The organism is Streptomyces sp. CA-288835 (assembly GCF_050936385.1).
In the GTDB taxonomy this organism is placed as follows: domain Bacteria; phylum Actinomycetota; class Actinomycetes; order Streptomycetales; family Streptomycetaceae; genus Streptomyces.
This window is the reverse complement of the sequence record NZ_JBNJMW010000001.1, coordinates 4,950,085-4,972,388: the sequence shown is the minus strand read 5'-3', so window position 1 is coordinate 4,972,388 and position 22,304 is coordinate 4,950,085. Positions and strand designations below refer to the sequence as shown.

At 70.4% G+C, this 22,304-nt stretch carries 20 protein-coding genes and 2 pseudogenes; 10 read left to right on the top strand and 12 right to left on the bottom strand.

Annotated elements, in window-relative coordinates:
• Positions 1–182: 182 nt before the first annotated feature.
• On the bottom strand, positions 183–452 hold the full coding sequence (locus ACQEVY_RS22350; protein WP_432951179.1) for a GntR family transcriptional regulator: 270 nt from the start codon (positions 450–452) through the stop codon (positions 183–185).
• A gap of 156 nt (positions 453–608) precedes the next feature.
• Between ACQEVY_RS22350 and ACQEVY_RS22345 the strand changes: the two genes are divergently transcribed.
• A complete protein-coding gene (locus tag ACQEVY_RS22345) occupies positions 609–929 on the top strand; it encodes a hypothetical protein (RefSeq protein WP_432951177.1) in 321 nt (106 codons plus the stop codon).
• Complete coding sequence (locus ACQEVY_RS22340) at positions 929–1,258, top strand: hypothetical protein (RefSeq protein WP_432951175.1); 330 nt, start codon at positions 929–931, stop codon at positions 1,256–1,258. Before ACQEVY_RS22345 ends, ACQEVY_RS22340 begins: the two co-directional genes overlap by 1 nt.
• 96 nt (positions 1,259–1,354) lie before the next feature.
• On the opposite strand, the gene ACQEVY_RS22335 is transcribed toward ACQEVY_RS22340, so the two are convergent.
• From ACQEVY_RS22335 to ACQEVY_RS22310, 6 genes are all read right to left on the bottom strand, one after another.
• Complete coding sequence (locus ACQEVY_RS22335) at positions 1,355–1,837, bottom strand: hypothetical protein (protein WP_432951173.1); 483 nt, start codon at positions 1,835–1,837, stop codon at positions 1,355–1,357.
• 652 nt (positions 1,838–2,489) lie between these two features.
• On the bottom strand, positions 2,490–2,897 hold the full coding sequence (locus ACQEVY_RS22330; RefSeq protein ID WP_432951171.1) for a DUF7674 family protein: 408 nt from the start codon (positions 2,895–2,897) through the stop codon (positions 2,490–2,492).
• 98 nt (positions 2,898–2,995) lie between these two features.
• A complete protein-coding gene (locus ACQEVY_RS22325) occupies positions 2,996–4,183 on the bottom strand; it encodes a DUF6183 family protein (RefSeq protein WP_432951169.1) in 1,188 nt (395 codons plus the stop codon).
• A 115-nt stretch (positions 4,184–4,298) separates the two neighbouring features.
• The gene (locus ACQEVY_RS22320; protein ID WP_432951167.1) at positions 4,299–4,601 is read right to left on the bottom strand and encodes a hypothetical protein; all 303 of its coding nucleotides are present in this window, start codon (positions 4,599–4,601) and stop codon (positions 4,299–4,301) included.
• 238 nt (positions 4,602–4,839) lie between these two features.
• Positions 4,840–5,139: a hypothetical protein gene (locus ACQEVY_RS22315; protein ID WP_432951165.1), complete on the bottom strand. Its 300-nt coding sequence runs from the start codon at positions 5,137–5,139 to the stop codon at positions 4,840–4,842.
• A 1-nt stretch (position 5,140) separates the two neighbouring features.
• On the bottom strand, positions 5,141–8,695 hold the full coding sequence (locus ACQEVY_RS22310) for a hypothetical protein (protein WP_432951163.1): 3,555 nt from the start codon (positions 8,693–8,695) through the stop codon (positions 5,141–5,143).
• A gap of 471 nt (positions 8,696–9,166) precedes the next feature.
• Between ACQEVY_RS22310 and ACQEVY_RS22305 the strand changes: the two genes are divergently transcribed.
• Together ACQEVY_RS22305 and ACQEVY_RS22300 are read left to right on the top strand one after the other, a co-directional pair.
• Positions 9,167–9,676 carry a hypothetical protein gene (locus tag ACQEVY_RS22305; RefSeq protein ID WP_432951161.1) on the top strand — a complete coding sequence of 170 codons (510 nt, stop codon included), beginning with the start codon at positions 9,167–9,169 and terminating at the stop codon, positions 9,674–9,676.
• Positions 9,677–9,719: 43 nt separating this feature from the next.
• A complete protein-coding gene (locus ACQEVY_RS22300; protein WP_432951159.1) occupies positions 9,720–11,912 on the top strand; it encodes a S1 family peptidase in 2,193 nt (730 codons plus the stop codon).
• 114 nt (positions 11,913–12,026) lie between these two features.
• Here ACQEVY_RS22300 and ACQEVY_RS22295 read toward each other — a convergent pair whose 3' ends face one another.
• Both ACQEVY_RS22295 and ACQEVY_RS22290 read right to left on the bottom strand, forming a co-directional pair.
• A complete protein-coding gene (locus ACQEVY_RS22295) occupies positions 12,027–13,007 on the bottom strand; it encodes a CPBP family intramembrane glutamic endopeptidase (RefSeq protein ID WP_432951157.1) in 981 nt (326 codons plus the stop codon).
• A 443-nt stretch (positions 13,008–13,450) separates the two neighbouring features.
• Positions 13,451–14,002, bottom strand: coding sequence for a tellurite resistance TerB family protein (locus ACQEVY_RS22290; protein WP_165343202.1), 552 nt, complete (start codon positions 14,000–14,002; stop codon positions 13,451–13,453).
• A gap of 314 nt (positions 14,003–14,316) precedes the next feature.
• On the opposite strand from ACQEVY_RS22290, the gene ACQEVY_RS22285 reads away from it, so the two are divergent.
• Positions 14,317–15,840 carry an ABC transporter substrate-binding protein gene (locus ACQEVY_RS22285; protein ID WP_432951155.1) on the top strand — a complete coding sequence of 508 codons (1,524 nt, stop codon included), beginning with the start codon at positions 14,317–14,319 and terminating at the stop codon, positions 15,838–15,840.
• Positions 15,841–15,850: 10 nt separating this feature from the next.
• Complete coding sequence (locus tag ACQEVY_RS22280) at positions 15,851–17,704, top strand: ABC transporter permease subunit (RefSeq protein ID WP_432951153.1); 1,854 nt, start codon at positions 15,851–15,853, stop codon at positions 17,702–17,704.
• Between the two features lie 108 nt (positions 17,705–17,812).
• Here the strand turns inward: ACQEVY_RS22280 and ACQEVY_RS22275 are convergent, their stop codons facing one another.
• Together ACQEVY_RS22275 and ACQEVY_RS22270 are read right to left on the bottom strand one after the other, a co-directional pair.
• Positions 17,813–18,475, bottom strand: a complete 663-nt coding sequence (locus tag ACQEVY_RS22275; RefSeq protein ID WP_432951151.1) for a response regulator — start codon at positions 18,473–18,475, stop codon at positions 17,813–17,815.
• Positions 18,472–19,611, bottom strand: a complete 1,140-nt coding sequence (locus ACQEVY_RS22270) for a sensor histidine kinase (RefSeq protein ID WP_432951149.1) — start codon at positions 19,609–19,611, stop codon at positions 18,472–18,474. The genes ACQEVY_RS22275 and ACQEVY_RS22270 overlap by 4 nt, the downstream gene beginning before the upstream one ends.
• A gap of 239 nt (positions 19,612–19,850) precedes the next feature.
• On the opposite strand from ACQEVY_RS22270, the gene ACQEVY_RS22265 reads away from it, so the two are divergent.
• A complete protein-coding gene (locus ACQEVY_RS22265; protein WP_432951147.1) occupies positions 19,851–20,372 on the top strand; it encodes a DUF6223 family protein in 522 nt (173 codons plus the stop codon).
• On the opposite strand, the pseudogene ACQEVY_RS22260 reads toward ACQEVY_RS22265, so the two are convergent.
• Positions 20,342–20,500 (bottom strand): annotated as a pseudogene (locus tag ACQEVY_RS22260) (type II toxin-antitoxin system VapB family antitoxin); the annotation flags it as partial. The gene ACQEVY_RS22265 and the pseudogene ACQEVY_RS22260 overlap by 31 nt on opposite strands.
• Before the next feature lie 92 nt (positions 20,501–20,592).
• Between ACQEVY_RS22260 and ACQEVY_RS22255 the strand changes: the two are divergent.
• From ACQEVY_RS22255 to ACQEVY_RS22245, 3 genes and pseudogenes are all read left to right on the top strand, one after another.
• A pseudogene (locus ACQEVY_RS22255) lies at positions 20,593–20,844 on the top strand (isopenicillin N synthase family dioxygenase); the annotation flags it as partial.
• 206 nt (positions 20,845–21,050) lie between these two features.
• The gene (locus ACQEVY_RS22250) at positions 21,051–21,845 is read left to right on the top strand and encodes a hypothetical protein (RefSeq protein ID WP_328770144.1); all 795 of its coding nucleotides are present in this window, start codon (positions 21,051–21,053) and stop codon (positions 21,843–21,845) included.
• A complete protein-coding gene (locus ACQEVY_RS22245) occupies positions 21,838–22,224 on the top strand; it encodes a GntR family transcriptional regulator (RefSeq protein WP_432951145.1) in 387 nt (128 codons plus the stop codon). The genes ACQEVY_RS22250 and ACQEVY_RS22245 overlap by 8 nt, the downstream gene beginning before the upstream one ends.
• Positions 22,225–22,304 lie beyond the last annotated feature (80 nt).

The following is a 22,304-nucleotide window of genomic DNA, read 5'->3' as shown; positions in this document are numbered from 1 at the left end:
GTACTCGGTGGGGTTTGCCGCGGCCATCCGATACGCCTGCCTTTGCCGCCACCGAAGCGGGCCACGTCCACGGCCGTGGCCCAGTCGGCGGCCGCCCTTCAGCGGGGAGCCGGGCTGCACGGGCACAAGTAGCCCTTGACGCCATGCTTGGTGCGACCGCCGTGCAGTGTTCCGTGGGCTCGTCAGCCCTGTTCTTCGCTCTGGTTGGCTGGCTCCACGGGGCGCTTGGCGACGAAGGAGCCGAGGCCGACCTCTGCTCGGATCAGCCCTTCCGTCTTGAGGTAGGTCAGGGCCTTCTGCGCGGTCGAGGCCGCGATGCCGAACTCCGCGGACAGTTCGACGACGGACGGCACTCGCGCACCCACGGGGTAGTCGCCGGAGGTGATGCGGGTCTCGATGGCTGCGGCGACCTGGCGCCAGACGGGTCGGGTTCGGTCAAGCTCGGGGCTCATGCGGTTGACGCTAAAACTCTGCGGTAGACCGCGCGACCGCAGTAGACTGCGGTAGACCGCGCTGATGTGGCCGGCCCGGAAAGACATAGACCCCCGCGACGGATGGAGCCGTCCGGGGGCGCGGCCACCAACTTGGATCTGAACGGAGTTGATGACATGACGGACCTTATCGGTCGCCTCATTGCCTGGGTGAGCCTCCTGCTCAACCCACGCGGTGCGCACCGACGCGTCGCACGCCGCCGACCACACCCGACCGCCCCCGAAGTACCCACCGCCCCACCCCTGGCCCGAGCCGAACTCCCCACCCACCGCAGCCCTTACGGCCTGGACACCCCTCACGACGGCACCGCCACCGTGGCCGTACGCCCCTACGTGACCGCCCACGAGAAACGTCAGCGGCGGCGCGAGCTAGCCATGGCCGCTCTGGGGCTGGACACACCCGGCCCCTACTGGATCCACGGAATGGATGTCGCCTGATGGGAGCGGCACATGAACCGTCGCTGAACCCGGAGCCACCCGACCCAGCCCAATCCCCGTTCAGGCCACGGCTGTTGCCCTGGTTCAATGCTGAGGAGAAGCCCTGCTACCTGATCGCCGACGAGAGCGGCGGACCCGTGTCCCGCCTCGCCGACACCACGGAGACCGTCCAGCTAGGCATGGGGACGGAACTCCTCGCCCACGCCCGTGACATCCTCCCGGACACCCCGCGGGGCGAACTCCGTTTCCTCGCCGAGTGTTTGACCGAGGCTCTCGGCGACGCCCTCCGGGTTGCCGAGAGCCGAGGGCGGCGCCTGACACGCGACTGAGCTCCAGTGAACGGGGTTACTGCGCTCAAGGGACCTCGTGAAGTCGCAGCCCGCCGAACACGTCAGCGGCGGCCGGGTGCGCGGTGGCGGCGCTGGTCAGTTGCGCGGTGCGGGTGGGGCGGTGAAGGGGTCCTTCAGGTCCATGAGTGCTCGAGTCAGCTCCCGGAGGGCGGTGAATGCCTCGCCGAGGGGGACCCCTTCACGTTTCCAGTGGTGCGGGGTCCGGGTTCCGGCGGGCGCCGCGCCCAAGTCCTGGTCCAGATCGACCTCGACACCGACCTCCACGGCGCAGAGCTCGGGACCGACCGAAAGCGCTGCGTAGAGGTCCACCACACCGGCGTCGCCCTGAACCGCATCGAGGGCGCGGTCGAATCGGTGCGTGGAACGCAGCTCGAACAGATCGCCGTGCCGCGTCAGCAGAACCTGGCTCAGAAGTTCGGCCTCCTCGCCGAAGTCGTAGTCCATCAGGAGCTCCGTGGTGAACTCGTCGAGCTCCGCGTGGCAGGCATAGAACTCCGCGAGAAACGCGTAGCTGCCGGTGCTGCTGTCGTCGTGGTCGTCCATATGCGCTCCGATCAAACGGTGGAGGGTGGACTCGGTGGCGGCCCCGGACGGAGGTCCCTGATCAGGTAGCGGTCCCAGATCGCCGCACTGCGGTAGGGACCGCAGCCCTCACTGTCGACTTGGGACTCGTCGAAGCGGACCCAATAGACGAGCTCGCCTTCCCGTGCTAACGCGTGGTCAACCGGGAATGGCGGACGCAGGTTGTCCACCGTTCCCAAGAACTCCACCGGCCACGGGCCGGCCCAGGCGGGATCCTGGATGACACGGACACGTGTGCCCACGGGCCAAGCGTTCGCTGGCCAGCCAGGGGAAGACCGGGCGGCCTCCTTGTTCATCACTTGCCTCATTTCCTGGGTGGCCGTACCGAGAACACCTCGAAACCCTCACCGGTGTGCAAGGAGGCGCTGGTCAGCGCCACTCGGGCGGGATGTTAGCGACCTGCTTCAGCAGTCTCATGCCTTGGAGTAGCCGTCGCCCCGGTGAGGAGGCGACTGCTTTCGGGAGGCCTGTGTTCAAGGGCAGCAAGTCTCGCCCGTTTCCTCGAAGGGCGCGGGGAAAGCGAACCATCCCGGTTTCGTGAGCGGGGCCGATTCCGAGCTTCCGGCAGCGGCGACTGTGCTGTCGCCGCTGCCGGAGACGTCCCTGCGGCCCTCAGGCCGAGGCCGCGTCAGCGCATCCAGTCCGGTGACTCGACGCCCCCGAACTTGTTCCACGCGAGGCAGTAGGCCCGCGATTCGGGGCCCACGTCGTCCCAGACCGCTCGGAGATCGAAGCCGTTGTCCCAGGCGTTGAGGAGCGCTTCGAAGAAGCCGGTGGCGACCGCTGTGCCGTCGTACTCGCTGCCGGACGTCATGACCTCTTCCAGGATCCGGAACACCTGCCGCGTCTGCTCAGGCGTCAGCTCGGCCGACCGCTCGGCGAGCACCTGTCCCAGATCAGCCAGGCGGAGGAGGAGCGGTGGGACATCGTTCTCGTCCTCGGGGTCGCCTGGCCAGTCCGCGACATAGGCTCTGTGCTTGGCCGCCAGGACGTCACTGACTTCGAGTAGCTGACTGAACCAGGGTGGGGTCGGCATCGCAGTCCCTTCCGCGCGTTCTGCACGCATCAATCGAATCCAGAGGGATACGACACACGTTCAGTCGAGGCCGTCCTCCGTGTTGTACGGCAAAAGGCTCAGTCTGTGTCAGTGGCTGCCAGCACCGCGATCTCCCGGCGGCCGGGGCGCAGGGCCGCGACAGCGAGGTCCCAGGCCACCTCGTGGAACCAGTCGGATGTGGTGGCGATACGGAACCACTCTGTCTGCTCGACCAGTTCCGCGACGCGGGTGAGCGGCGTGTCCGCCGGGGCGCCGGTCAGGCCGCGAAGGGAACGCCAGGCAGCGAGCCTTCCGTACGCGCCGTACAGGCCGGACCCGTAAGCCGGGGAGCGCTTCGCCGCGGAAAGCAGGACCCGTAGCACCGAGTGGGAGGTCGACGCATACAGCTGGGCTGTGGACTCCCCTTCCGGCCAGGGGGCGAGCGGAAGACGCTCGAAGACGGCCGCGAAGTCGTCCGGCGCGACTGGGTCCGGCGACCAGAACTCCTGTGCTGCGACCATCCCGTTGGATGCGGAGCGCCAGTGCTGTACCGCGGCGCCCATGACCTCGGCCAAGGCGTCGACGGAGATCTCCGTCATGTCGATGTCCGCTGTGCGCCGCCTCATCGACGGTGAGGCGTGGAGCTCGGGCCCGTCGAATACGGCCAGGGGTGTCGGCGGCACGAACCAGGTCCAGGTGTTGTCCGCGTTCGGTGGCCTGCGCAGGCCGCGCTCCGTCGGGAGCAGGCTCAGTGGCAGCGCCGCGAGCGGGTGGCCCTCGTCGACGAGTTCACCGGCGAAGGAACAGAGGGCCGGGTATTCCTCCACGCGCCCGGAGGTGAGCACCAGTTCGTGGAGAAGACATGCCGCGAACTCGCGGGAATGGACCGAGCCGGATCCGGCTCCCTCGGCGAACACCAACTCCGCGATGTCCTCGATCCGGTGGCCATGAGCGACGAGGGTCGCCAGCCGCCGCTCGGCCCGCAGGCGATCGGAGGCCGCGGTTCCCAGGTAGGCCGGTAGGCGCAGCAGCGTACGCAGGCTGTCGCGCCCCGCATGAGCCGACAGCGCACGCAGAATGCGGTCCAGGATCTGTCCGTGCTGCGACGGGACGTCTTTCCCGGCGGTGGCCCAGGCGGTGATCTCCTCGCCGAGGCCGCCGACCCAGGCGAATCGACCGGCGGAAACCTCGCGGTCGATCGCCGTTCCGACGAACATCGTGTACGCCGCGTCGGCGGTGGCAAGAGTTGCTGCCGTGGCATGACCCGGGGCTTCCTTGTTGATCACCGGCACACCTCGTATACGCAGACACGGCAGATGCTCTCCTCGTCGGGGCCGGGTGGCGGCTCGAATCCCTGCTCCGTCGACATGCCTTCCTTTCACCGGCGAGCGAAGGCGCCGGTCAGCGCCACTCAGGCGGGATATTGGCCAACTGCTTCAGCAGGTCCCAGTCTTTGGGTTTGAGAGACGGAGATCGCCATTGCGCGCCGTTTCCGACCCAGTAACCGCGGAAGTCGCGGATGCCCCTCAACCCCTCCCAGGTACCGGGGTCCCCCATGTCGCCGATACCCGACTCGGTTCCGCAGCACGGGCAGATGGCACTGGTGGGAACACCGTGCTCCCAGAAGCGCTCCTCGTCGTATCCGCAGATACGACAGAAGTCCTCTGCATCCTCCGCTCCACTGATGTCCTGCTCGTCTGTCATGAAGTTCCTCGCTGTACTGTCGCGCCGCGGAAGAAACGGTCGGGGCGCAGGAAAGGCCCGAGTTGACGGCGTCGCCATATGCGGGCCGATCAGGGGCAGTCGGTGTCGGTGGCCACCAATGGAGCGCCGGACGGTGAGCCTTCCGTACAGTCTGGTCCACGTCTCGTTGGCCCGTGAGACCAGGTGTGGCGGATCGCCAGGGATCCGCCACACCTTCACTGCCGCACGGAGGCGCCGGTCAGCGCCACTCGGGTGGGATGTTGGCCAACTGCTTCAACAGGTCCCAGTCTTCGGGCCTGTGGCGCGGGGAATCCCATTTGGCTCCGGAGGCCACCCAATAGCCGCGAACCTCGCGTACCTGCGGCAGATTGTCATCGCCGATACCGGACTCCATCCCGCAGCAGGAGCAGATCACGTACTGCGGCACGCCAAACTCGTTCCACAGCACCTCGCCGTCGTCCAGACCGCACACCCGGCAGGCCGTCTCCGGCGTCCGCATGACGCCCTTCACTGTTTGTTCGTCCATTTCACCTGCCATGTCACCTGACCTCCGTCCCACGGCCCGGCTCGTTGAGCCAGTCTTCCACCGTCGTCCGGTAGCCGCCCGGATTGGTGGTGGCGTCGAAGGGACGCGGCTTGTACATCGTTTGCGGAATGCCATCGGGCGAGTAGGCGGCCCATGTCTTGTTCTTGATGTCGAAGATCGCCTTAGACCCGCCGTTCTGCTGGTAGATGCGGTATCCCGGCACGGGCTTCAACTGCCTCGCGAGATCGCCGTACCGGTGGGCAAGTTCCACGTACTGCGTCGCATTGTGCAACTCGGGGAAGTCACTCTTGTGCTTCTTCCAGTGGGAGGCCGCGTTGCCTACGTTCGACAGCCCTTTGCGGGGGTTGGCTGTCCAGATGTGCGGCGTCTTGCCCTGAGCCCACATCGACTTCGAGAACGCCTCGACCGCTCCGAGCCCGCTCTTGCCCCACTTGCCCGTGGTCGCTGCCCAGCCAAAGAAGGGAACCGCTGCCGCGCAGGACAGGGCGGAGTTGACGGCGTCGCCCTCAGCCCCGTACCAGCCGCAGTTGACGAGGTCGGCGGCCTCGCCGAAGCCGGGGACCAGGCCGCCGGCGTCGAGGATGAGGTGGCCGGCGCCGCTGACGTAGTCCCACCAGTCGGCCTCGTCCTCGGCTGCCGCGGCGCCGAAGGCGTCCTCCATCGTCTGGAGTTCCGCCGTGGCCTTGCGCTCCTCCTCGTTCCTGCGCTGCTCCTCGGCTTCCTGCACGAGCTTCTCGGCCGTGGCGATCCAGGCCTGGATGGCCGCCTTGTTCGCCGCCGCGGAGTCCTTGCCCGCTGCTACGGCCGAGGCGCGGGCGGCGTTGGCCGCCTGCCATGCCTCTCCGGCGGATCCGGCCGCGGCTGAGGCCGAGGCCTCCGCACGCGCAGCCGAGTTGCTCGCATCGCGCGCGGCGCGGTGGGCGTCCGCCTCCGCCTGACGGGCGGTCTTCGCAGACGCCGCCGCCTTCGCCGCGGACGCCTCCGCGTCCTTGGCGGACTTGCGGGCCTGCTCCGCGTACGTTCCGGCCTTCGTTGCGGACTCGTTCGCCTCCTTGGCCCAGCCAGCGGCCTCGATGGCCTCCTTGCGCGCCTCGGCCGCCGCCTTGAGAGCCTCGGCCGCGTTCTTCTGAGCGGTCGCGGAGGCGCCGGCGGCGGAGGCGATCAGCCGCTGTACGCGGGCGACATGGGTCGCGCTCAGCAGGTCCTGGCGCAGTGCCTTGTACTGCCCGACCTCGATGAAGGCGTGCAGCAGCTGCGGCGGGCCTTCCAGGGCGACACGTGCGGCGGCCTCGACCTCAGGGCCGCCGCTTTCCTTCAGCTGCACCGCTCGTACGCGCTCGTCCTGGGTGCGGGCCGTGTAGTAGCCGGTGGTGATGAACTCCCGCAGCTTCTCGGTCGAATCGGCGTCGAGGGCGGCTTGCCCGGCCTGCATGACGCCAGGGCCTGCGCCTTCCATGAGCTGAACGACCTTGACGCGGTAGTCATTGGCGCCCGCGACATGCTGGCCCGTGCTCAAGAACGCGCTGATATCGGCGGGAGTGCCGTCGAGCGCGGCTTCCGCGGCCTGGCGCACACCGGCCGACTCGGCGTCGGAAGCCAGGCGGGCGGTACGGGCGTACTCGTCCTGTTCGTTCGCCTCATTCCAGCCGGTACGGATGTACTCGATGACCTGGTCGTCCGAGCCGGCCAGGGCCACTTCGGCGGCGGCGGCGCTCCAGGGGCCGCGGGTCCTGGCCATGTGCAGTGCCACCTTGCGGGCCTTGGCGGCCGCCTCCGCGCGGTCGGAGTCCGGGTCGGTGACCTCCCGGGCGAGCCGCTCGGCCTCCTCGTCGAGCCGCTTCGCCTCCTCGGCGGCCTGCCGTGCGTCGGCCCTGCGCTGGTCGTCGCGGTCCTTGAGGGACTTGGCGCGCTCGATCGCGGAGTCGGTACGGGCGACGAGCTCGGCCGACTCGACCTCACGGGCCAGAGTGTGCGTGGTACGGGCCTTGGTGACCGCCTCCGCGGCGTCGTCCGCCGCGTTCTTGGCCGCCTTGGCGTGTTTGGTGGATTCGGCGGCCGCGTCAGCCGCATGCCCGGCGTGCTCGGCCGCGTCGTCCGCGGCAGCGGCGGCCTTCTCCGCGTGGTCGGCGGCCTTCTTGGCCGCGTCCCGCGCCTCGAACGCGGCCGTGGCCGCCCTGCGGGCCAGCGTCTCGGCCCGGTTGGCCGCCCTGGTGGCGGCGGCGGCATGACGACGTGCCTCGGCGGCAGCGGCCCTGGCCCGTGCGGCCTGGGCAGCGGACACATTGGAGTGCCCGCTCGCCTCGGACGCGGCGTTCGCGGCGGCGTCGGCGTTGGCGCCGGCACTCGCCGCGGCCTTGGCCGCGTTGCCCGCCTCGGTGGCGGCGGTGCCCGCGAACCCGGCGGCCTCCGCCGCCTTCTTGGCACCCTTGGCGGCATCGCGGGCATCCTCGGCCGCCTTACGCGCGGCGGACGCCTTGCTCGCGTCGGTGGCGGCGGCAGCGGCGGCACCCCTTGCCCGGGACGCGGCCTGGGCAGCCGCGGCGGCAGCGGAGGCCGCCTGCGATGCGGCGTTGGCGGCCACCCGGGCCGAGGTGTTGGCGGCCTGGGCGGACTCGATGGCCTCCTGGGCGGCGCGGGCCGCCCCCTTGGCCGCGTCCGCCGCGCGTCCCGCCGCGTTGGATGCCTGCTTGGCGTCGTTCTTGGCCGCCTCGGTCTCCCGTGCGGCCTTCTGCGCGGCTTCCTTGGCGAGCGCGCCCGCGGCGACGGCCCGAGCGGAGGCTTCCTTGGCGGCCTCCGTCTCCTTGGCGGCCTGGCGCCCGGCTTCCTGGGCGAGCGTGGCGAGTTCGGCGACGGTGGCCTGTTCCTGGTCGCGGGCGCGGGCGGTGTACTGGCCGACCTCCAGGAACTCGCGTACGTCCTCGATGGTGCCGTTCATCGCGAGCCTGGCGGCCTCACGGGTGGCCGGCCCGCCGGTGCTCATGATCTGGACGGTCTGCACCCGGGTGTCGTTGTCGCGGGCTGTGTACTGGCCGTCGTCCAGGAACTTGCGACGGTCCTCCGGTGACCCGTTCAGGGCCTGCTCGCCGGCTTTCTTCACGCCAGGGCCGCCGGCGGAGATGATCTGCGTGATCTGGACCCGGAGGTCCTGTTCGAGCGGGGCCTTCCAGCCGTCCTTGAGAAAGGCGCGCAGGTCCTCGGGTGTGCCGGCCAGCGCCTTCTGCGCGGCCTCGCGCACCCCGCGACCGCCCGCGGAGAAGATCTGGACCGTGGCCACCCGGTCGTCGGAGAGCTGAGCGACGTCCTTCTCGTGGTCCAGGAACTCCTTGACGTCGGCGTCGGATCCCATGAGGGCGACCTCGGCGGCAGCCTTGACGCCCGGGCCACCCGTCTTCCACAGCTCCACCACCCGGCCGCGGTCGGTGGCGGGGAGGTGGTCGGTGACCGTGCCGTATTCGTCCCAGTCGATCACCTCGTCGGCGGTGGCCGGAGCGGCTCCGACGACTCCCGCGACAAGAGCGAGGAACAGGCTCAGGCACAGCGCACGCATTGCGGCGACCGCACCTTTTCTCCGTATGTACCCCCGGTTGTTGATTCCCCCCGGTCTCTGCCCGCCCGCGCGGAACCATTCGAATCGGAAACGATTTCTTCGTCTCAAGGAACGAGCACCCCTCCGTGCGCCGACAACTCCCCTGTCCGTCTTGCGGCTTTGGCTTGGCTCTGGGCGGACGTGGACGGAAGTCGGCGCGGGGCAAGCCTGGTTCAGGGTGTGTAGGCAGGTCTTTTTCGCGGCCGCCTGCGGCGGCCGACTGAACGTGATCCCCCGACCGGAGAGCGATCATAAGTTCAACTCAGAAGCTTCACAAAGCAGTTGACGGTGCTTTACATCACCTTTACGACCGCGAGGCTATGAGATACCTTCCCGTCTCACGTAACGAACCAGGGGGTCGTACGGGGGGTGGGGAAGAGCTCTGGGCTCTCGTGCTGCCGTAACGACGCCCGGAGAGACGAGAGACCACTCGTGCAGCTTTCCTTTATCAGGCGTCTCGCTGTGGCTTGTGCCGGCGCATTCGCCGTCACGCTGGGGGCATTCACCGCATACGCCGCGACGTCGGCGCCCACCGCGGTTCCGGCGGCCGAGGCCGCGGACGATCTGCCGCCGTTCGCGGTCGAGGATTTCTCCTATCCGAACGCGGATCGCATCCTGGCCGAAAAGGGCCTGAAACTCATCAAGGGCAATGGCCGTCTGCTGTTCACGGAATGCGACGGATCCGCGGGCCTGATCGAGGTCTGGACCCGCCAGACCCCGGACGGCCGGTACTGCTTCAAGCCAGACGGAAAGGGCGGCTTCCTGACCCTGGAGGTCCCGGACGTCTACGCCCTGCAGACCACAGACAACCCCATCAGCGCCGACCTCACTGCGGCGGGCGAGACCGCGACCGTGGACGTGGCGAAAAACCAGTTCAAGGGCGTGGGCGAAGGCGTTGGCGACGCGCCCGCCGTCCTGGTCGAACTTCGCGTCACCGGCTGACGCCTCCCGCCCTTCCGTCACACCACCTGAGGAACAGAACTACGTGTCCAGATCACGTCCGCGCGCGACGGTCACCGTCGCCGCACTCGTCGCGGCGGCCGCAGCCGCGACCTCTCTCACTACTGCGCCCGCGTTCGCCGTAGCCGGCGATCCCGTCGCCGGCGGCACTTACGCCTTCACCGCCAAGCTCGTCATGGGCGACACCGAACGCGCCTGCTCCGGCGCCCTTGTGGCGCCCCAGTGGATCGCCACCGCCGCCAGCTGCTTCGCCACCGATCCGCAGCAGCCGGGGACGGTCATCGCGGGGAAGCCCGCCTGGAAGACCACCGCGACCATCGGCCGTACCGATCTCGCCTCCACCACGGGAACGGTCTCCACGGTCGTCGAGATCGTGCCGCACCAGGGCCGTGATCTCGTACTGGCCCGGCTCGCCCGGCCCGCCACCGGGGTCACACCGGTGCCGCTCGCCTCAGCCGCACCCGCCGCGAGCGAGAGCCTGAAGGCCGCGGGATACGGCCGTACGAAGACGCAGTGGGTGCCCGGCAAGCTGCACTCGTCCGCCTTCACCGTGAACGGCGTGCCTGCCGCCGACTCCGTCAATCTCGCTGGTGCGAGCGCCACTTCGGCGATCTGCGCGGGCGACACGGGTGGCCCGGTCATGCGTGAGACCGGTGGCAAGGCCGAGTTGGTCGCGGTCAGCAGCCGGTCCTGGCAGGGCGGTTGCTTCAACAGCGAAGAGACCCGTACGGACGCGGTCGCCACCCGCGTGGACGACGTGGCCGCCTGGATCGAGGCCACCGTCAGCACGCCCCGCCCCACTGACTTCAACTGCGACGGCGCCGAAGACCTCGCCATAGGCGACCCCAAGGCGACCATCGGCGGGGACGCGAACGCCGGGCTCGTGCGGGTCATGTACGGCGGCGGCAAGGGCAACGCCGAGTTCACTCAGGACCTCGACTCCGTGCCCGGTGGTTCCGAAGCGGGTGACTGGTTCGGTGAGCAGCTTGCGGTGTTCGACCACAACGAGGACGGCTGTACTGACCTTGTCGTCGGTGTCGCTGCCGAGGCCATCGGGTCCGCTTCGGACGCCGGCCATGTGGTCGTGCTCTACGGCGCTCCGGGTGGACTGACCAAGGGGCAGGCGGCCCTGACCCTTGAGCAGGGCAGCGGTGCGGGTGCTGTCAAGGCTGCCTCGTCCGAGGCTGGGGACCGGATGGGTCACGCCATCGCCGCAGGTCACACCGCCGCAGGCGAGCCGTACCTGCTGATCGGGGCGCCCGGCGAGGACACCGGCAGCGTCGCCGACGCGGGCAACACCTTCTACCTGCGCGGCAATGTCAACGTCGCCGTGGGCCAGGACAGCCCGGGCATGCCGGGATCGGCCGAGAAGGGTGACCGGCTCGGTACCTCCGTCACCGGCTCGCCCAACCACATCGCGATCGGCGCTCCGCAGGAGGCCATCGGCACCAACGCCGCCTCCGGCAGCATCACTGTCCTCAAGCATCAGTTGAGCTCGGACGGCATCCCGGCCCTCGCCGCGGCCGTCGACCAGGACGTCGCCGGTATCAGCGGCTCGGCGGAGGCCAACGACGAGTTCGGCTCGTCGCTTTCGACGGTCGCCTACCGCCCCACCGGCGCCGCCACCGCGACCGACTCGATCATCGCCGTCGGCTCTCCCGGCGAGGCCGTCGCGGTGAACAACGCCAACCGGGCGGACGCCGGGCGGGTCCTCGCGCTCCGGGTGACCGGGGCCGGAGCGGTCAGCGAGCTCGCCGACTTCGGGCAGGAAGCCGTCGATGTGACGGGCACCGCCGAGGCCGGCAACCGCTTCGGCGCGAAGGTGTCCGCCGTCAACACGTCGCCGAACGCGGTGAGTTCCGCCGCCGGTCTGCGACTGGCGGTCGGCATACCGGGCGAGGCCATCGGCACGGTGAAGAGCGCCGGCGCCGTGCAGACCTTCTCGCTCCTCGGCGCGCCGGGTGGCTCCGACTCCTTGCTCGAGGCGGGCAACGGTCTGCCCGGCGCCCCGGGCGCCAACCAGCTCGTCGGCAACGCGATCCACGCCACCGCCACCCGGCTCTACATCGGCATGCCCAACGGCCCCGCCACCCACGGCGCCGTGTACGCCCTGCCCTGGGCGAGCCCGATCGGGACGACCGGAGCGGTGACGACGTACCAGCCCGGCCAGAACGGTCTGCCCGCCGCAGGAAAGGCCTTCGGCACGGCCATCCGATAGCCGCGCCCGCCGCACCGTACGCCGAACCTCCCCGGTCACATCCACGGACGTGACGGGGAGGTTCGGCGTTCGGGCCCTCCGACCCGGCTGCTGTGGCGGCCAAGCGAGCCCCGCTCACGGGCGGTGCGGCTGGTGCGGGGGCACCTTCGTGAGCGGCTTCGGCGCGGTCGTGGCGTCCGGCACGTAACCGAGGCGGCCGCGGGTGGTGAGCAGCAGGATGAGGGCCGAAGCAGCGGAGGTGAGCAGGAGGGCGTGGGTCGTGGCGTCGGAGGACAGGGTGGGGAACATGTCCGACCAGGCGATGGAGATGTAGTTGTTGATGCCGCAGTGCAGCAGCATCACCAGCGGCATGCTCCCGCCGGAGCGGTTGAACACCCAGGTCATGACGAAGCTGAGGGCGATCGCCGAGACCACGAACTCCAGCGGCTTCATGATGCCCACATCCGGCCCGCCGCCCCAGTCGCTCAGGAACAGCGGCAGGTGCCAGCAACCCCAGAGGACGCCGACGACGAGGGTGGCGAGCACAGGGCCGTAGCGGCGCTGCATGCGCGGCATGGCGAACTCGCGCCAGCCGGGCTCCTCGGCGAGCCCTGTCGTGATCATCTGCAGGATCAGGCCGGGCAGGAACGCGGCCAGCACGGTGGCGGACGGCAGTTCGGGGGCGCGGTCGGCCAGTGCGGCCGACGCCAGGATCAGCGCCGCGGGCACCGAGACGAGCACCACGGCGTACCAGCGCCAGCTGACCTTGAAGTTGGTCATCCGTCGGCGCCAGGCCCGTAGTCCGGTACGTCCCTCGATGATGCCGGTGACCAGCAGGGCCGACGCGATCGGGCCGAGGTAGGCGCCAGGGAGCACGCCGAGCAGTTGGGAGCTGCCGGCCGCCCCGGGGAAGGCGAAGTTCCAGACGCCCAGGCCGTTTTCGGACAGTACGTACGGTGTCCATGCCGCCCAACTCAACAGGTAGGCCAGCGAGAAGAACCAGGTCAGCGGACGGCGGCGGATGCTGCCCCGCAGACTGCCGCGGTCGCCCTCCGGGCCGGTGGGCGTCGGTCGGGTGGCGGAGGTGACGGGTGCGACCTGTGCTCGGGAACTCATCGCGGGGCCTCTTCGGAGACGGCTGATGTGACGTGTCCAGCACACCAACCACGGGCCCGCAGATCATTGCCGCGCACGCCCCAACCGCGGGTGCAGCAGGCTGTACCCCGCGATGCGCATACGTCCCGTGAGCTGCGCGTCCGCGTGGCAGTGCCCGGCCACCCCCCGGTCGGCACACAGGGTGGGCTGCTTCGTTTCGCCCCGTGCGGCCCAGGGGGCCGAGGTATGTGCGCGAACTTGTGACACTTCCACGTGCAAGTGTCACAAGTTCGCGCGCACACCTCCCTGCCCTGCCTTGCCCTCCCTGCCCTTCGTGCTGCTCGGCCGAAGGTGCACGGAACGGACGTAGACGTCCGCAGGCCCAGTTCCGTCGCCTTCCGTCGCCGCAAACGAACTGCCCTGGCCGCGTGCGGACAGGGCAGTTCGTACCGTCGGGCGCTTCGTCAGAGGCCGAACTCCTGGGCCGACAGCCCGAGTACCGAGCACGCCTCGCGCAGGACCTGCTCCTCGGCGGGCGCGATGTAGCCGTCCGCGCCCGCGACGACGAAGCCGGTCTGCACGACCGCCCTGGCCTCCGTCGGCTTCTTCGCGGCCTTGGCGATCTCCTGAAGGACCTCGGTCTTGCCCTGCTGGAAGTTGAACGCCAGCTGGTCGACATGCTTGTTGAAGCGCTGGCGCAGCTGCTCGGGCGGGAAGTTCTGCAGGACGTCGTTCTGGACGATCAGGCCCTCCACGTGCTGCCGCTCGGCCGGGTCGACGTTTCCGTCGGCGGCGGCGACCAGGGCGCACATCGCCATGCTGGCGTCGCGGTAGGAACCGCTCTTCAACTCCGTCTTGAGGGAGGTGAGCTGGGACTTGAGCATGCTCACCATCTGAGCCTTCGAACCGCCGGAGGACCTGGAGCCGCTCGGCCGGTGTCCACCGGAGCCGCCCCGCGCCCCCTGCGCCTGCTGCAGACCCTTGGCCTGGTCCTTGATCTTGTCCCACATAGCCATCCGTGCCACCTCGGCGTAAGCCCATGTCGTTTGTCGCTACGGTCGTTCGCGTGCGTTCGCACGTCCTTATCGCCAACTCCTCCCCGCCCGGCGAAGTTCCATGACGTGACTCGGACGGCAGAGGCGTAACGATCTCAATGGTTAAGAATTCACCCACCCGGTCGGGCTTTGGTAAGGCTTGCCTCATATGCTTGCGTGGCCCCGTCGCCGTAAGCCGTACGCCATGCGCCGGGGTGTGACCCACATCGGCCCGCCCCGACCCGCCCGGACCAGCCCAGACCCGCCCTCCCGCACGACGTACGACAGGACCCACCATGCGCACCACCACCCGCGGCCTCCTCGCGGCGCTCGCTCTCGGCCCGCTGCTGACCGGCTGTTTCGTGTCGGACGAGGGCGGTTCGGCCACCGATGGAGCGGGGGGATCGGGCGGCCGACTGAAGGTCGCCCTCGCGGTGCCGCCCGCGCAGGCGCTGTCCCCGTACAGCAATGACGCCACCGTGCTGAGCAAGCTCTCCGTGGCCGAAGGCCTCACCGCGCTGAACAAGGACGGGGCCGCCGCGCCCGCGCTGGCGAAGTCCTGGAAGCAGGTGAACCCCACGACCTGGAGCTTCGAGCTGCGCAAGGCCACGTTCCAGGACGGCACCGACGTCACCGCCGAGTCCGTCGTCAACTCCCTTGAGCAGGCGGGCAAGGCCGCGCCCAAGCCCCGCGTCCTCAGTGACGTGACGCTCACCGCCAAGGCCGACGACGCCGACACGGTCACGCTCACCACCAAGGCCGCCGACCCGGTGCTGCCGCTGCGGCTCGCCAGCCCCGCGCTGGGCATCCTCGCCCCGAAGGCGTACGCGAAGGACGGCACCGTCAGCCCGGTCGGCACCGGCACCGGGCCGTTCGGGATCACGAAGCTCACCGGGAAGACCAAGGCCACGCTCGACCGCTTCGACGGCTACTGGGGCGGCAAGGCCAAGGCGCCCGGCGTCGACGTGACCTGGATCCTGGACGGCACCGCCCGCGCGAGCGCCCTGCGCGGCGGCGACGTCGACATCGCCGAGTGGATCCCCACCGCCCAGGCGAAGTTGCTGGACAAGGACACCCGGCACGAAGTGCCCTCCGTACGGACCGACAGCCTGGTCCTCAACACCGGCAGCGGCCTCTTCACCGACGCCTCGCTGCGTGCCGCGGCCCGCGAGGCCGTGGACGGCGGCGCCCTCGTCGACTCGGTCTTCGGCGGGTACGCCGACCCGGCGCAGGGCCTGTTCGGGCCCGCCGTCTCCTGGGCGGACGACAACCGGGTGGCCGTGAGCGGACGCGCGCAGGCCGCGAGCGCCGCCGACGTCAAGGCGAAGACCAAGGGCAAGACCCTGCGCCTGGCCACCTACACCAACCGTGCGGAACTCCCCGAGGCCGCCACCGTCCTCCAACAGCAGCTGGAGAAGGCCGGGTTCACGGTCAAGCAGGACGTACGCGAGTACACGCAGATGGAGGCCGACCTCCTCGCGGGCAAGTACGACGCGCTCGTCTTCTCCCGCGTGACGCTCCTCGACACCGGCGACGCGGTCGCGTACCTCGCCAGCGACTACACCAGCGACGGCGTCTACAACATCGCCGGACTGAAGGACCCGAAGGTCGACCAGGCCATCAAGTCCGCCGCCGAGGAAGGCGACACGAAGCGACGTCAGCAGCAGATCATGCGGGCCGAGGCGGAGATCCTGCGCACCGACGCGGTCGTACCGCTGGTGTACGAGAAGGTTGTGCAGGGCATCGCCACCGACGTCGAGGGCGTGCTTCTCGACCCGCGCGAGCGGTCGTTGGTCGACGTCGACACCCATGTGAAGTAAGCAGCGCCGGATGAGCGCCAAGTCCGTCGGTGCCGACTCCCGCCCGTCCCGGTGGCGCGCGGGGGTCGGCCGCCTCGTCGCCGGGACCGCGCTGCTGACGGCCGTCGCCCTGCTGCCCTGGCTGTCCGGGAACGACCCCGCCCTCACGGTCCTGCGCGCCCGCTCCGCCGACGCGGATCCGAGCCCGGCCCAGCTGGCTGCCGTACGGGAGCAACTGGACCTGGACGAAGGGCCGTTCGCGCATCTCCTGCAGTGGCTCGGCGGACTGCCGCGCGGCGACGCGGGCACCTCGTGGGTGTCCGGCGAACCGGTCCTCCCACAGGTGACCACCGCCTTCGCGGTCTCCCTGACGCTGATGCTCGGCGCCTTCGTGGTGACGATCGCGGTGGCCGCGCTGGTCTGCGCCCGCACCCTGCACCTCGGCTCCCGGCGACGGCTGCGGCAGGGTCGGGCGGGAACCGGAGCCGCCGTACTCGCCGCCCTGCCCAAATTCCTGCTCGCCTCGCTGCTCGCCACCGTGTGCGGGGTGTGGCTGGGCTGGTTCCCGTCGAGCGGCTGGGCGGGACCGATGTCGATGGTGCTGCCCGCGCTGGCCCTCGGCGTACCGTCCGGCGCGGTGATCGGCGGCCTCTTCGACCAGTCGTTGCCCGCCGCCTTCCAGGAGCCGTGGGCCCGGACCTGGCACGCGTACGGATTCTCACCCCGCCACATCGCCCGGCACGCGCTGCGCCGCACCCTGGCCGGTGTACTCCCGCAACTCCTCCCGACCATCGTCGCCCTGGTCGGCGGCGCGGTCGCAGTGGAGAAGATCTTCAACATCCCGGGGCTCGGCCGACTCGCCCTGGACGCCGCCATCGCCCAGGATCTGCCTCCGCTGCAGACGGCGACGCTGGTCCTCGTCCTGCTCGGCGTCGCCGCGGGGCTGTTGATCCAGGCCTTGCGCCGCGTACTCCTCGGCCCCGCCCTGCGGGACGGCGCCCTGCCCGCCCTGCACCCGCCGGTCCTCGCACGGCGACGCTCCACGCGCTGGATCGCCGGGTTCTGCGCCGTCGCCCTGCTCACCCTGGTCGTAGCCGGTCTGCTGCGCGATCCCCTCCAGGTGGACACGGCCGCCCGACTACTCCCGCCTTCCGCCGCGCACCCGCTGGGCACGGACTCCCTCGGCCGCGATCTGCTGGCCCGGCTAGGCCACGGTGCGCTGCGTACGGCGGGCGTGGCCTTCGCGGTCACGGCGGTCAGCGTCGTCCTCGGACTGCTGATCGGCATGGCGACACAGGTGGGCGCGGGTCTGACCGAAGTGGTGTCGACCCTGCCGGCCGTACTCGCCGGACTGCTGACCACCGCGGTGACCGGGCCGTCGGTGTGGGGCGCCGCGGGCGCGGTATGCGTGGTCGCCTGGAGTCCGTACGCCGCCCAGACCGCGGCCCTGCTCGAACAGGAACGGGCCAGCGGCCACTTCCTCGCGTCCCTCTCCTTCGGAGCCGGGCCCCGGTACCTGCTACGCCACCACTACCTCCCCGCCGTACTCCCGTCCGTCCTCCGCAACGCCCTCCTCCGGCTGCCCACCACGGTCCTCGTCCTCGCCTCCCTCGGCTTCCTCGGCCTGGGCGAACAGCCACCGACCCCGGAGTGGGGCCGCCTGCTGTCGGAGAACCAGCCGTACGTGGAACTGGCGCCGTGGACGGTACTCGGCCCGGCCTTCGCGCTCGTACTGCTGTCGGTTCTCGCCGTCGCTGTGTCGTCGTCCGGTTCAGCGTCGGGGCGAGGCAGGTCCCGACGCCGAACCGGTCGAACCGGCGGGCACGACGTGCGCCTCGAAAAGGACGTACGCCTCGAAAAGGTGGAGACCTACTCGCCCGCGTAGGCGATGTCCGGCCCGGGGCGGCCGGGCCCCTTGGAGTTCACCGGCGTTGACGCGCCGAACCGTATGCACGAGCCGTATGGAAACGCTTCCAAGTAACTACCGCGGGTGTCAGCGATTGCGCGGGGCCACCAGGCCGGATTCGTAGGCCATGACCACGAGTTGGGCGCGGTCGCGGGCGTGGAGTTTGGTCATGGCCCGGTTGATGTGGGTCTTGGCGGTCATCGGGCTGATCACCATGCGGGCGGCGATCTGGTCGTTCGACAGGCCCTGGGCGACCAGGGCGACGGCCTCGCGTTCGCGGTTGGTGAGCTCGTCCAGTTCCGTACCGAGATCGGTGTGGAGCGGCTGGGTGACGTACCGGTTGATCAGCTTGCGGGTGATCGACGGTGCGAGCAGGGCGTCACCGCGCGCGGCGACGCGTACGGCGTGGAGCAGGTCCTCCGGCACGATGTCCTTGACGAGGAACCCGGCGGCGCCCGCGCGCAGCGCGTCGAAGACGTACTCGTCGAAGCCGTAGTTAGTGAGAATGACGACGTGTACGCCGGTCAGGTCCGGGTCGGCGGCGATGCGGCGGGTCGCCTCGATGCCGTCGACGTGCGGCATCCGGATGTCGATGAGCGCGACGTCGGGCACGTGTTCCTTCGTGAGGGCCAGGCCCTCCTTCCCGTCGCCGGCCTCGGCCACCACCTCGATGTCGTCCTCGAGGTCGAGGAGTGCGCGGAACCCGCTGCGAATGAGCGGCTGGTCGTCGACCAGCAGGACACGGATCATGACGTCTGCTCCACGGGGAGTTCGGCCTGGACGGTGAAGCCGCCCTCGCCGCGCGGCTCGGCGCGCAGCCGGCCGCCGAGTGCGGTGATGCGTTCGCGCATCCCGAGCAGGCCGACGCCGGGCACCGGTGCGGCGCCCGGTGCGGCCTTGCCGTCGTCGTCGACTCGTATCGCCAGGGCGTCCGGACGGTGGTCGATCCGCACCGACGCCGTGGCGGCGTCCGCGTGACGGGCGATGTTGGTGAGCGACTCCTGAACGATTCGGTAGGCGGTACGTTCCACCGCGGCCGGTACGTCCTGCCGTCGCCCTTCGATCGTCAGCGTCGCGTCGAGGCCGATGCTGCGGGCCCGTTCCACGAGTTCCGGGACGTGGTCGAGCCCGCGTGGCGGGGCCGTGTCGTCGTCGCGCAACGCCTCCAGGGTCGCGCGGAGTTCCCGGGTCGCCTCGCGTCCGGCCTGCTGGATCGCCAGCAGGGCTTCGGGTACCTGGTCGCCGCGCTTGCGGGCCACGTGGACGGCGACTTCGGACTGCACCTTGATGATCGAGATCTGGTGGGTGAGCGAGTCGTGCAGTTCCCGCGCGATGTGCAGCCGCTCCTCGTCGGCGCGCCGCCGCGCGGTCTCCTCCCGGGTGCGCTCGGCCTCCTCCGCCCGCCGTTCGGCCTGCCGCAGCGCTTCACCCGCGGCGCCGGCCGCGATCAGCCAGGCGATCTCGAGGGCGCCGCGGGCCTGCGCGAACGCCTCGCCCGTGTCGTGCAGGCCTGAAGCCAGGGCGGCGAGGGGGAGGGCGGCCAGCATGGTGATGGACGCGGCGATCGTGAGGGTGCGATGTCCGGCTCGTACGGCGGCGTACACGGCGAACAGGTACGCGACGGCGGGCACGTCGAAATCGGCCGCTTGGTAGCCCACTGCGCACAGCCCGGTGACGGCCAGGACGGGGATTGGGGCCCGGCGGCGCGCGGCGAGCGCCAGCCCGCCGGCGGCCAGCAGCGCGTAGCCGAGTAGGTCGAGGTCGGTGGCGGAGTGCTGCCCGGACAGCCCGGTGACCAGGAGCGTCGCTGCTACCCCGACGGCGATCGCCCAGTCCCTGACGCCGGGGCTGACAACGGATCTGACACCGGGCCGTTTTGTCCCCATGCGCGCACCCTAACCGGATGCCGCCGCGGGCGAATCCGGCTGGCGGAGGAGCGGTCGGCTACCGCGTAGGCGGTACCTGCGCGGCGCTTACCGCGTCCGCGGCAGCCGGCTGCGGCGTCGGCGGCAGCACGAAGTGTCCGCGCCTGCGGGACGACCGACGGGTGCGCCCGGCGACATGCTCAGTCGACATCCAGATCTCGGACTCGAGACGCATGAAGGACACGAAAGGGGAGAGGGCCATGAGCTCAACAGGAGCCGCGAGGAGGCCAGTTCGACGCGTACTTGCCCTGGCCGGAACCGCTCTGCTCGGAACGGCCCTGCTCGGGGTCGTCATGCTCGCCACACCGGCAGCCGCACACACCTCGGTCCAGCCGACCGCCGCCGGAGTCACCGACATGAGCGCCGGTCGACTCGGGGCCAGCCTGGCCGGCGTACTCGGCCTGATCGGCGTGGTCATCGGCGGACTGTCCCTGGCCCGCCCCACCGGCCGTTTCGGCACGAGCTCCGGACGGCTCGGTGTCATCGTGCCCCTGGCGGCAGGCGCGACCGCCATGGCTCTCGGCGCGCTGATCGCAGCCACCTCCGAGGGCGGCATCGGCACCGGCAACGGTCTGGGCGGCGCCATCGTCGCCCTGGTGGTGGGGCTCGTCGCGGTGGTCCTCGGCGGGGTGACACTGGCCCGCTTCCGCCGAACCGCCGTCCAACAGGCGGGCGAAGGCGCGAATGCCGATCAGGAATTGCGCGGCGTTCCCCGGCGGTAGCTCCCCTTGTACTCGAAGAGGTCCAGGTCAAAGGCGCCCTCTGCCGCCGCGGCACGCAGACGTGCCAGCGCCAGAGGGCGCCGCCGGTTCCCCAGCACTTCGCGCAGGGCCGCGTGGACCGTGTCCTCCAGCTCACCGCTTGGGGCCGCCGGCCGTGGAAGCTCCCGCGCATGCTCAGCGTCACCAGCCCGCCGTAGCCCGTTCGTCGGCCGGTCGACCCGCAATACAGATCAACATCGGTGATCTGATGGCCCGTTGGACCGGCGACTGCTGGCGTTCCGGACGCCACCGCGTCCTGCCGCCCCCGGCCGACGAACCCGCCGAGGAGCTGATGTCGCTGGTCCACTTCGGCGAGTGCACCCCGGGCGCGGTCGTCGAGTCGGTGCCCGCACCGATCGGGCGGGTGGCGCACCCTGCGGTGGACTTGCACGTCTACCTGCGGGCGCAGCTGGACTCGATCACCGTCGACTGACCGGTCGCCGTTCGGCCGACAGCCTCCCTGTCGAACCGACCACCTCCCCGTCCGCCGGCCGCTCCCCCGTCGCGTCACGGGAACCGCCCCGCTCCGGAACCCGTCTTCCCCTCGCACCGCCTTGTATCGAACGTTTGACACAAGATCCCCGGCCACGGCATCTTGTACTCACCGCTTGATACAAGATGATCCGGGGGGATCTCCGCATGCTCGACACCGCCCCGCCCCAGTACCGGTTGCTCGACCACGCCGACCACTACGCCCGCTGGTCCGGTCTGGCCATCGGCCTCGTGGTCGCGCAGGCGCTGTCCACACTGGGGGACGTCGAGTTCGAGCAGCGCGTCGTGTTCTGCCTCACGGCCTTCGGCCTGTGCGCGGTGGCGGGTGTCCTGCTCGCCGACGCCCTGACCCTGCGCCCCCAGGAGGCGGTACGCACCGCGAGTCTTGCACCACGCCTGGTCAGAGACCATGTGCCGCCGCACATGGGTCCCCTGATCGCCCTTCAGGGGCTTTCCCTCGTCGTCCTGCTGGTGATCACGGCCGCCACGGCCTCCGTCGACCCCGACCGCGTCTTCAGCACGGGAAAGGTCCTCACCCTCACCTGCAACGGGATGCCGGCGACCACCGGCCCCTGGCCCGGCCTGTACTACACGCTCCCGATGTTCGGCGCGCTCGCCATAGCCACCCCCACCTGCGTCTGGGCCCTGCGCCGCATCGCCCACGGTCCGGGTGAGGAGCAGCAGCGCCGCGACCGCGCGTGGGCGGTCACCGGCGCCTGGGGCCTGTTGGTGTCCAGCCAGCAGCTGTACGCCGTGCTGATGGTCTCCCTCGCGCTGACGGAGACGGGCTGCGCCGGCGCGCTGGGCGTGCTCACCTTCTGGGTGTTCTACCCGCTGGCCCTGCTGAACCTGTTCACCGCCGTCTGGTCCCTGGTCACCGTGGTGGCACCGCGTGCCGTCGCCGACGAGGCGGCGGCAGAGGGGTCCTACGACGATGAGTGAGGCCGCCGTCCGCGTCGACACCACCAGCCAGGTCCCGCCGTACGAGCAGATCCGCGCGCAGCTCGCCGCGCTGATCGTCACCGGGCGGCTGGCCGAGGGCGACCGGCTGCCGACCGTGCGCCAGCTGGCCACGGACCTCGGGCTGGCACCGGGCACCGTCGCCCGCGCCTACCGTGAGCTGGAGGCAAGCGAGCTGATCCGCACCCGTCGGGGCGCGGGCACCCGGGTGGCGGCGCCGCCCACCGGCCCGACCCGCCCGCACACTGTCCAACTCGCCACTCTCGCCCGTGACTTCACTTCATCCGCCCGCGCCCTGGGCGCCGACACCGAGGCCATTCTGGCCGCCGTCCGCGACGCCCTGGGCCCGGACCGTGCCTAATCGCAGTGAAGAGCGAGAGCGAGTCCGGCGAGGACGTACGCCCGAGTGTCCGACAGCGGACTGATCGCGACGTCGGTGAC

Coding starts and splice junctions, on each gene's coding strand:
- ACQEVY_RS22350 (WP_432951179.1), bottom strand. CDS start 452: ATGAGCCCCGAGCTTGACCGAACCCGACCCGTCTGGCGCCAGGTCGCC.
- ACQEVY_RS22345 (WP_432951177.1), top strand. CDS start 609: ATGACGGACCTTATCGGTCGCCTCATTGCCTGGGTGAGCCTCCTGCTC.
- ACQEVY_RS22340 (WP_432951175.1), top strand. CDS start 929: ATGGGAGCGGCACATGAACCGTCGCTGAACCCGGAGCCACCCGACCCA.
- ACQEVY_RS22330 (WP_432951171.1), bottom strand. CDS start 2,897: ATGCCGACCCCACCCTGGTTCAGTCAGCTACTCGAAGTCAGTGACGTC.
- ACQEVY_RS22320 (WP_432951167.1), bottom strand. CDS start 4,601: ATGACAGACGAGCAGGACATCAGTGGAGCGGAGGATGCAGAGGACTTC.
- ACQEVY_RS22315 (WP_432951165.1), bottom strand. CDS start 5,139: ATGGCAGGTGAAATGGACGAACAAACAGTGAAGGGCGTCATGCGGACG.
- ACQEVY_RS22310 (WP_432951163.1), bottom strand. CDS start 8,695: ATGCGTGCGCTGTGCCTGAGCCTGTTCCTCGCTCTTGTCGCGGGAGTC.
- ACQEVY_RS22295 (WP_432951157.1), bottom strand. CDS start 13,007: ATGAGTTCCCGAGCACAGGTCGCACCCGTCACCTCCGCCACCCGACCG.
- ACQEVY_RS22290 (WP_165343202.1), bottom strand. CDS start 14,002: ATGGCTATGTGGGACAAGATCAAGGACCAGGCCAAGGGTCTGCAGCAG.
- ACQEVY_RS22285 (WP_432951155.1), top strand. CDS start 14,317: ATGCGCACCACCACCCGCGGCCTCCTCGCGGCGCTCGCTCTCGGCCCG.
- ACQEVY_RS22280 (WP_432951153.1), top strand. CDS start 15,851: ATGAGCGCCAAGTCCGTCGGTGCCGACTCCCGCCCGTCCCGGTGGCGC.
- ACQEVY_RS22275 (WP_432951151.1), bottom strand. CDS start 18,475: ATGATCCGTGTCCTGCTGGTCGACGACCAGCCGCTCATTCGCAGCGGG.
- ACQEVY_RS22270 (WP_432951149.1), bottom strand. CDS start 19,611: ATGGGGACAAAACGGCCCGGTGTCAGATCCGTTGTCAGCCCCGGCGTC.
- ACQEVY_RS22265 (WP_432951147.1), top strand. CDS start 19,851: ATGAGCTCAACAGGAGCCGCGAGGAGGCCAGTTCGACGCGTACTTGCC.
- ACQEVY_RS22250 (WP_328770144.1), top strand. CDS start 21,051: ATGCTCGACACCGCCCCGCCCCAGTACCGGTTGCTCGACCACGCCGAC.
- ACQEVY_RS22245 (WP_432951145.1), top strand. CDS start 21,838: ATGAGTGAGGCCGCCGTCCGCGTCGACACCACCAGCCAGGTCCCGCCG.